This is a genomic window from Legionella drancourtii LLAP12 (genome assembly GCF_000162755.2).
GTDB lineage: Bacteria > Pseudomonadota > Gammaproteobacteria > Legionellales > Legionellaceae > Legionella > Legionella drancourtii.
Map to the genome: position 1 here is coordinate 1,694 of NZ_JH413828.1, position 9,313 is coordinate 11,006.

The window sequence follows — 9,313 nt, forward strand, 5'->3', positions numbered from 1 at the left end:
CGCTGCAGCGCTGCATATTGCCCTTCATCCCTTTGTCGGTAAAGGGATAAGGATTCATTAAAGCCATTTGCGTTAATAACGGAAGCATTCCTGGTTGTGAGATAAATTGATATGAGAACACCCAACTACAGCCGGCCTTAAGCAATATCTCAGCAGGCACTTTGGCCTTACGCATCTCCAGTTGCGCCTCAACATAAACTCGAAAAGTAGTATGCATTACAGCAACTGAGTTACTGATGATCAGGGATTTAACCAAGCTGCGATGACGGACAGCTAATAATTGCACAATATAACCACCCATAGAATTACCAATAAAATGAGCACTATTAATGCCAAGCCCTGAACACAATGCGGCAACATCATCGGCCATTTGTTCAATGCTGTAGGGTCCATCAGGAACATCGGTTTGCCCGGCACCGCGGTTATCCAACAAAATAACCTGGTACTTTTCCTTCAAATACCCTACTACAGCACTCCAGACCGTATGATCGGCAGTAAATCCACCGATAAGGACTAGAGGTTCACCTTGGCCATGTAGTTCGTAATACATGGAGATATCATTAATTTGCATATGGGGCATTTGCATCATTCCTTAATTTAATTGCCAAATGTAAACGTATAAACTTTAATTCCCGGTGCCATCGCGATAATTTCCAAATAACCACTAGAAAATTGCTGCTGCGATACCACGCTGTAAATTGAATATTTATCTACTGACAGACTTTTTTCTTCGCCATTATTTAAGCGTACTTTAACTTGAATCGGCTTTGTCGTGCTATTCCCCATCACGATAAATGCCTTTCGTGCCTTAAAATGTATTTTAAGCGCAGCATTAGCCTCTACTGCCATGATACTATCCGCATTAACTTGCCAAAAACCGTCCAAGCCCCATGCATTTACCGGCAAAGAAGGGGGAAAATGATATTTAGATGCCTTATCTTTAAGAACATTTGGACTTAAATTAGCATCAGAACGCTCATAGCCTAAATACGTTTCCGGCGTTTGTGAATAAGCAACTGGCTCACCTATCCCCGTACTTAATGTAGCTAATTCATTAATACCTAACAAAAAGCGAATATTATTTTCCGTGACATCATAATCCCCTTCGCCGAAGTGTTCATAAACCACCTCACCTTGTTTATTAATTAAATAATGTGCGGGCCAGTAATGATTATTAAAGTTAAGCCAGGTTGCAAACTGATTATCAAGCGCTACTGGATAAAGGATTCCATCACGTTGCACCGCTGCGCTTACATTCCCCAGGTCTTTTTCAAAATCAAATTCAGGCGTGTGAATACCAATCACCACCAAGCCCTTATCATGATAATGTTGATACCAATCTTTAACATAAGGTAAGCTACGCAAACAATTGATACAAGAATAAGTCCAAAAGTCAATTAAGACAACTTTGCCCTTTAAATCACTCAAGCGTAAAGGCGGCGAATTAATCCACGCCGTAATACCGGCTATTTTTGGCTCAGGATAAGAATGCCATAGACCACCAATTAGTGCAGTTGAAGCTTTGATCCCCATTTGCCTTGTCGATGGGGAAACCACTGTATTTGCAAAATAGATCATGTAGACCACGCTGATGATAATTACCGCCCCCAAACATTTGCGAAATAGCTCGGCACGTGTTGTAAAGAACGTAAAGGTACTCATGATTTTTTTCCCATATAAAGAAATAATAAACAGGGGAATCACCGCTCCTAAAGCAAAAGCGAGCAGTATAAAAAAGCTCAGTGCCGTTGTCTGTTGCACCACTGTTTGCACAATAACTGCGGCAAGAATTGGTCCTGCGCAAGGAGTCCAGATAATGGCAATCAGGCCACCTAACAGTACGCCATTGCCAAAACCGCCTTGCGTCTTATTCTTAGTAGAAAAAGCAGCGCCAACCCACGTTAACCCTTGTGTCATTTGGCTAAATTTTTCCGTTAAATAATTTGAAAGCATAATCAAGCCTAACAAAACCAGAATAACATAACTAACGCTGCGAATTACCTCAAAGTTAAATCCTAAGTAATTGACTAATTGCCGTGAAAAAAAAATTAATAGTGCAAAAAACAAGCTAAAACCAACAATCATCCCCAGCGGACGTTTTTTTGATCCGGCTAAGGAGGCCGCCAGAAATATCGGCAAAACAGGGAGAATACATGGCGAAATAATTAGACCAAATCCTTCGATAAATCCTAAAAAGATATTAATAAAATTTGCTGTCATTGTTCTTCCTTAAGACGCACCATCAATTTTTGTAACGCTATCAGATAAAGAGTAGATGATCTCCCACAAATAATTTTATACGCAAGAAAATGCATATCCATATAGAGTATGCTTTCTTTTACTGTAAACACATAAACTATTTCGCTAATTTGGAGTTGCAGATGTTCCTTATTTCGTTTATAACTCACCACGAAAGTATGAAACATACAATAAATTACAAGGGACTAATGGAGTATAATGTGGTTTATTTTAAACGATTTTTTTCTTTGCTATTTGGCCTTTCTCTGTTTGGCAGCGCCTATGCCTTCCCACCATCAATTGCCCGCTATGCCGTGATTGGTGAAACTAAGGAGGGCAATGTAGCCGCATTTATGCTCTCTCATTTTGGCCCCTCAGGCCATGCTCCCTTCACTACCTTGGTAATTAAAAAAGCAGGGCGGGCGGAACCATTATTTCAGGATGGTGCTTACAAAATGGATGGAGGGGAAAAGGAGCTTGCTGAACTTACAGAGTATCTTTTGGAAAAAAATACTGCTGTTTTAAAAAACTATAACATTGATGTAAGTAATCAACATATTTCTGAAGCCCATATGGTTATTTCGGATAATAACCAACCGGAAGTAGCCGCCGGCTGGGTTGATATTGGCAAGAGAGGCATTAAAGAATTTACCGTTAAAAGTATCCCCTCTGCAGATTGTCGCGATAATCCTAATGCCATTGATTTAGAGTATTGGTTTAATGGGAGTAATCAACTGCTTGTGAAACAAAAAGAAGATTCCTGTTGGGATAATGGTTTTTCCATTAGAAATATCTATCAAACTCAAAAAGCGCTGTGGTTTGTAGTCAATAAGCATGCCTACGGACTTGAAGGACAGGACTTTTATTTTATTGATATTGAAGGGATTATTTTACATTAATAATTGAATTTAGCTGAACGTGCCTGCTCTACGTTGACTAATGCTGCTGCATCTTTATAACCAAAAAAACCAAAAATCCGATGATGTTGCAGCGCACGTTGTACTTCATCGTCTTGAGTCACATCCTCAGCTCCTTGTCTGAGTGCGTGCATCAAGGCGTTCTCAATTAAATCCGCCTTCACCTTTTTTCCTGAAAAAAAGTACTGCATCGTATCATGCCGCAAACGAGAAATTTCTTTCAGCGTGAGTTGCACATCAGCACGCTGTAGAAGCGGATTTTGCGGTAATACGATGGCACCATAGGTATAGAAGTCGTCCAAATAAGCAAGAAAATTAGGGTGAAACGTATTGACTTGTTTTAACGAATGAAACAGGCTTCGTGATTGTTTATAGGTCGGCATTGTTTCTTGGTGTTCATCCAACTCGCATTGAATAAGCGTCTTGAGATTAATTAATGGGGCAGCTATTTTTTCAAAATGGCCCATATTAAAACAAAGTATGCTTGTGCTTAGACGTTGTATTTCTCGTTCAATCGTGTGCAAAATTATGGATACAGAAAAATCAGCTGCAGTGATTCCTGTCGCCTGAGCGGCCAGTGGATGCGTATAATAACTACCACGGTTTTTCTTAAGAACATGAATAAGATCAATGGCGGGTATATCAAATTGATACAAATGCGCCATTTGCATAAACTGCCGAACGCTATCCAGCACCGAGCATCGATCATCAATGAGAACAATTTTTTTCACCTTATCTGGTAGAAAAAACAAAAAATGCTCCAACATCAGTCCTTTTGCTTGCTTGTAATCCATTTTCTTATAAAAATAAGGAATGAGAACACGAGTAATCCATATACTTTTATTCCTGGTTGCCGTAGAAAGTGATTTTTTATTCGCAATTTCACGTACGGCTTCATCAAAGGCGATGCCGGGTTGATTTTTTTTAAAGGAATTACGTACGAATACGGAAGAATTCTTATTGCGAATTGCACTGTCTTTATAGATTAAATAATTTCCCCATAATAAATCATTAGGGGTAATCACCCCATGAACAGTAAACCCTTGAGATCGCAAAAATTCGATTAATAATTGTCGATGCGCAATCACACGATCTTCCATCACCATATCAGTAAACAGATAAAGCTCGGTTATCTTGCGTTCTTTTAACGCCAAAAGAAGATCTAGGTTGATCCTTTTTTCATCAAGTGGAGGGGGATGATAACCAAAGTAAAGTGTGTCATCAACATCCAGTAAAGCCATTGTTTTTGCCATCACCAAATCCATCATGGATTATTTTTGAGCAATTATAAATGGATGCCATGAATGCGTCAATGCCATTAAAAAATATCAAAGCCTTGATACTCGCACCAGGATAAATTTTCACGAGTACACTCGTCTACTTGAGCTCGTTCTGGCCCTTGTTTTAGCCAGCAAAATAATATTTCAAGCTGTTTATCCTCACCGCAAGCAAAAACCTCGACACGCCCATCAGGTAAATTTCGCGCCCACCCCGTTACTCCTAGTTTTTCGGCCTGTTCTTTTGTAGCAGCACGGTACCAGACACCTTGAACCCTACCCCAAATATAACAGCGCATGCATGATTGCTTACCCATAGAATTTTCTTGTTGGTTTTCATTGCAATAAAGTTTATCTTATTTCTAGAACAAAGGAGATAACGATGGCAATCTGGTTTAAGAAATTTTCTATAGAGGAACTTAATCGACGTGGCGACAAAACCATGTCGGAATTTCTGGGCATTCAATTTACTGAAGTGGGTGATGACTATTTAACCGCTACAATGCCAGTAACCGAGCGTACGATACAACCCATAGGCATTCTCCATGGCGGCGCCAATGTCGTATTGGCTGAAACCGTTGCGAGTACCGCAGCAAATGCCGTTATTGATTTGGAACGCTTTTATTGTGTAGGTCTGGAAATTAATGCCAATCATTTACGTTCTATTAAAGAAGGCATTGTTACTGCAATCACTTCGCCAATTCATCTTGGACGTACAACCCAAGTGTGGCAAATCAATATTTTTAATGAAAAGGCAAACAAACCTGTGTTTCACGAATGACAGCGGCAGTAATTACACGATAACCTGATAAAGGGAGAGCCTACATGCGACAAACACAAGAGCCCATTCCATGTAAAATAATTCTTCTCGGTGATAGTTACGTTGGCAAAACCACCCTATTGCAAAAATACATTGGTGAAGGAGATCCGGACTGTTACTATGCAACGCTTGGGGTTGAGCAAAAATTAAAAACGATCGCGCTTTTTAATCAAACAATAAACTTACGTATTTGGGATGCCGCTGGTGTTCCCAAACTACGGCATTTAGTTAAAACCTACTTGCACGAAGCTCATGGCGCGCTTATCTGCTTTGATGTAACCAAAACAAGCTCGTTGCATAATGTGGATACCTTTGTTGAATTATTTAGACAACATCAAAAAAATGCGCCAATTATTCTGGTTGGCTGTAAAACCGATTTAAAACGGGTGGTCAGCACGGAACAAGCACAAGCCAAAGCAGAGCAATTAGGCGTTGTTTATATAGAAACCTCTGGCAGCAAAAAAACGAATGTGGACGAGGTATTCACGCAACTTATACAACAGATTTTTGTGTTAAAGGTGCTTAGTAAAATAAAACCGGAGCTAGAAAGACAATTTACTAATTATGCAAAAACTTACAACAAAACGAATACCCATAGTTTATTTGGAACTAAAAGCACTCAAGAAGGCTGCTTAAAAAAAGAATATCAACACAACTTACAACAACTGTTTCAAGCAACACATTTCTCTGAATTAGATACTTTTTTGCAAAAAACAGTACAACTTATCAAAAAAGCCGATGACCTCCATCAGCAAGAAAATCCTATTTTAGGCTTAATCACCACAAGTACACTCTCAACCATGCTGCAACAAACATTAGATGCTCTATACACTATAGCCGATGCCGCCGATGGTTGGCCTTATTTAAACGAGTTAGTGGCCAGGGAAACAACATCAAGCTACTCAAGATAATCAAAACATTTAGAGCACGATTCTAAATTTTAGTGCTACAGTATAAAGGAATCACCAATGCAAATGCCAGGGAGTCAACGTGATTGAGCCTAGGAAAAAACACCATCTTAAGCCAGCTAATTTCTACAAACATGTAGCGCGTAATACGCTGTGGGGATTAATCCTCACAGCCATAGCCCTGTTTATTGGTATAGAGGGTTATCATATTACGGAACACATGTCCTGGGTTGACTCCTTCATGAACGCATCGATGATTCTTTCTGGAATGGGGCCAGCCAGTACATTAAACACCACGGCAGGGAAATTATTTTCCGGTTTTTATGCTTTATTTAGCGGCTTAGCGTTTATTGCGATTATTGTCATCATACTTTCCCCGGTGATTCATCAGTTCTTTCGTAAAATTCATTTAGAAAGTACTCAAGATTCAGAAAGTAAAGACTAAATCAGGGTCTGTTGACCCTAATGTTTCTAAACAAAAGGAGCTTATTATGAAACAACCTATTATAGGGCAATTTTGTTGGAATGAATTAGCGACCAATGATGTACGTAAAGCAAAGGATTTTTATGCTAAGGTATTAGGCTGGGAGTTTAAAGAAATACAATCTGATGATATGACTTATACCCTTATTCGCTCAAGCGACATGGAATGTGGTGGCATATGGCAAATTCCTACGGAACAAAAAGAACATATTCCCCCACATTGGATGGCTTATATTTTAGTACATGATGTTCACGAAACGTTGGAAAAAGCGAAAAAGCATGGTGCTGCCGAAGTAAAAGGCGTCACTGCAGCCGGTGATATGGGACAATTTGCGATTATTATGGATCCTACCGGTGCGCACATTGCGTTTTGGGAACCCAACAACAAGGCAGCAAAATAAATACAGCTTGCTGGCAATGAGTACTTGCCAGCAATTCTAAGTCCTATTGCGTACGCGAGCCAATTCAGTCCACTGGGTAGTATAACAAGGTGAGCGCATTTGTAAGCGCGCATCCCAAGGCTTAGTGCGTCCTTCTGCAGCCAAGTGAAGTGTATGGCGGCCAAAGCGCTGATTGATCTTACCCAAAATCGACATCAAATCTTCTGTTTTCTGTACTACTTCATCACTGGCTTGCAAAAATAAGTCCAATTGGCGCGATGCCTTAGGAAGAAGCGCCTCAAAGCATACCCCCGTTTTTTTATAATAACATCCCTCCCTAAAAATTTGTGCTAACCCGTTCTTAGCCAGATGCGTAATAATTCTTAAATCATCAGTAGGCTGGCTTAAACTGACGTCAATGGATTGACAATGTTGGGTCAAATCCTCGCGAAATCGATTTGTATGTACAAAAATTGACATACGCTGCACTAAGGAATGCTGGCCACGTAATTTTTCCACAGCACGCGCGCAATGGCTGCTGAGCGCTTCGGCTACCGAGGCATACTCTGTTTGTAACGAACCAAAGCTTTTGGAGGAAAGAATACTTTGTTTAACCTCTTCCCGCGCTAAATTACCACCAGAAATTCCCTGTAACTCCATCGCCGTACGCGCCAGGATCACATTAAATTGCTTTTTTAATAAGTGAGTATCCATTATTGACAGATCAAAGGCCGTGCAAATGCCACGCTCTAAGAGTTTTTTACTCCAACGCCGACCAATACCCCAAACCTCACCTACAGGAATTTGTTTTAACCATTCCCGTTGATTATTCATATTAAACGTCGGCGTTTTTAATATTTTTTTACACAGATGATTGGCTATTTTTGCCAGAGTCTTCGTTTGCCCAATACCAATAGAGGTTGGGATACCGGTGTTTTTTAAAATCTTTTTTTGTAAGGCAAGACAAAACTCATCATACAAATGCATAGGCATGCTGCTTAAATCCAGAAAAGCTTCATCAATGGAATAAGGCTCCATATGCGGCCATTCTTGTTCTATGGTCATCATCACGCGACGCGATAAATCACCATATAAACCAAAGTTAGATGAAAACACTTGCACTTCAGACTGTTTACATAAAGCCTTCACCTTAAAATAAGGTACACCCATAGGGATGCCCAAGGCTTTCGCCTCATTTGAACGTGCAATAACACAACCATCATTGCTTGACAGAACAATTACGGGCTTATTACGTAAATCGGGCCGAAATAGACGTTCACAGGAAGCATAGTCGAGTAGCCACTCCCCATTACTAAGGAGCAGCCCTCTAAGAACTGTGCACGCGAGTTTCCCCGCACACAGCTCAAGCTCTGTTAATGCCTTTAAAACACGGCTTTACTACAGTAAGATTAAGTTGATGTACTTTGCGATGACACTCTGGATGAAGCAGTACTCGGTTGCTGTTTCCATCTTTACCACCGAGACTTTTCCATTGAATATGGTGATTATGCCAACCTGTTTCATGGGTTATTTTCTGGCGACAAATAGGACAAACTCCTTGTTGAGAAGACCACAGCGTTTTTAGTTGCGTTCGCCCTCTTAAGGAGTTCTGCATTTTAACTGAAAGTCTCTTCTCAAAGTATTCTTCCCATTGAGGGTCAAAGGGATTGGCTTGCCCACGCACTTTAACGTGACGTTTAATTTTCACATCGGATGCGTAGGTAAGTTTGGGACAAATAACAGTACCATTAGCTTTAACTCCTACACCTGAAAAAGTCCAGATACGTGACCCGTGCTTGATGAAATACTTTTCTTTTATCCATCGTTTCCCTCTTCCTCTATGACGCCTTAATGCCCATTTCCAAAGCATCCGAAATATTTCTGAGTCTACCTTTGAAAAAGCCTTTGAGCTGCAAGTGTGCTGATGATAATTAGCCCATCCTTTTATAACAGGATTTAAGTAAGCAATTAAATCGGCTGCCGATGTCGCTTTATTAGCTTTTATAATCACACTAATTTTACTAAGGAATTTTGCTACATTTTTCTTGGCCGGTTTTATTATGAGTTTGTTGCCAAATTTTCTAATAGTACTGCCAAGAAAATCAACCCCCTCGTGAATAGGTGTGATTTTTGTTTTCTCAAGCGAGAGTCGAAGCCCTCTCTCGTTTAGAAATATCTCGATATTAGGCAATATCTGTTCTTCCAGCATCTCTCGTGTTTTAGCTGTGATGATAAAATCATCAGCATAACGGATTAAATGAACTTTCGATGCTACTCCCCGATAAGGTTG

General features: G+C 40.1%; 11 protein-coding genes. 5 read left to right on the forward strand and 6 right to left on the reverse strand.

Annotated features, from left to right (window positions below; all coding sequences use genetic code 11):
- Both LDG_RS10155 and LDG_RS10160 read right to left on the reverse strand, forming a co-directional pair.
- On the reverse strand, positions 1-580 hold a 580-nt coding region (locus tag LDG_RS10155; RefSeq protein ID WP_050805546.1), incomplete at its 3' end, for an alpha/beta fold hydrolase.
- Between the two features lie 17 nt (positions 581-597).
- Positions 598-2,220: a cytochrome c biogenesis protein DipZ gene (locus LDG_RS10160; RefSeq protein WP_006871250.1), complete on the reverse strand. Its 1,623-nt coding sequence runs from the start codon at positions 2,218-2,220 to the stop codon at positions 598-600.
- 239 nt (positions 2,221-2,459) lie between these two features.
- On the opposite strand from LDG_RS10160, the gene LDG_RS10170 reads away from it, so the two are divergent.
- Positions 2,460-3,137, forward strand: a complete 678-nt coding sequence (locus LDG_RS10170) for a hypothetical protein (RefSeq protein ID WP_006871252.1) — start codon at positions 2,460-2,462, stop codon at positions 3,135-3,137.
- Here the strand turns inward: LDG_RS10170 and LDG_RS10175 are convergent.
- Positions 3,134-4,408, reverse strand: coding sequence for a hypothetical protein (locus LDG_RS10175; RefSeq protein ID WP_040535360.1), 1,275 nt, complete (start codon positions 4,406-4,408; stop codon positions 3,134-3,136). The two genes, LDG_RS10170 and LDG_RS10175, sit on opposite strands and share 4 nt — an antisense overlap.
- Before the next feature lie 65 nt (positions 4,409-4,473).
- The gene (locus LDG_RS10180; protein ID WP_006871255.1) at positions 4,474-4,749 is read right to left on the reverse strand and encodes an acylphosphatase; all 276 of its coding nucleotides are present in this window, start codon (positions 4,747-4,749) and stop codon (positions 4,474-4,476) included.
- 65 nt (positions 4,750-4,814) lie between these two features.
- Here LDG_RS10180 and LDG_RS10185 point away from each other — a divergent pair, with 65 nt between their 5' ends.
- The 4 genes from LDG_RS10185 (at position 4,815) to LDG_RS10200 (ending at position 7,044) form a co-directional block, all read left to right on the forward strand.
- Positions 4,815-5,213 (forward strand): hotdog fold thioesterase, encoded by a 399-nt coding sequence (locus LDG_RS10185; RefSeq protein ID WP_006871256.1) that lies wholly within the window; start codon positions 4,815-4,817, stop codon positions 5,211-5,213.
- Positions 5,214-5,257: 44 nt separating this feature from the next.
- Positions 5,258-6,163, forward strand: coding sequence for a Rab family GTPase (locus LDG_RS10190; RefSeq protein WP_006871257.1), 906 nt, complete (start codon positions 5,258-5,260; stop codon positions 6,161-6,163).
- 79 nt (positions 6,164-6,242) lie between these two features.
- The gene (locus LDG_RS10195) at positions 6,243-6,605 is read left to right on the forward strand and encodes a hypothetical protein (RefSeq protein WP_006871258.1); all 363 of its coding nucleotides are present in this window, start codon (positions 6,243-6,245) and stop codon (positions 6,603-6,605) included.
- Positions 6,606-6,651: 46 nt separating this feature from the next.
- A complete protein-coding gene (locus tag LDG_RS10200) occupies positions 6,652-7,044 on the forward strand; it encodes a VOC family protein (protein WP_006871259.1) in 393 nt (130 codons plus the stop codon).
- Positions 7,045-7,080: 36 nt separating this feature from the next.
- On the opposite strand, the gene LDG_RS10205 is transcribed toward LDG_RS10200, so the two are convergent.
- A complete protein-coding gene (locus LDG_RS10205) occupies positions 7,081-8,346 on the reverse strand; it encodes a Y-family DNA polymerase (RefSeq protein WP_040535363.1) in 1,266 nt (421 codons plus the stop codon).
- A gap of 40 nt (positions 8,347-8,386) precedes the next feature.
- Positions 8,387-9,313: group II intron maturase-specific domain-containing protein (locus LDG_RS10210; protein WP_083821420.1), on the reverse strand; the 927-nt coding region annotated here is incomplete at its 5' end.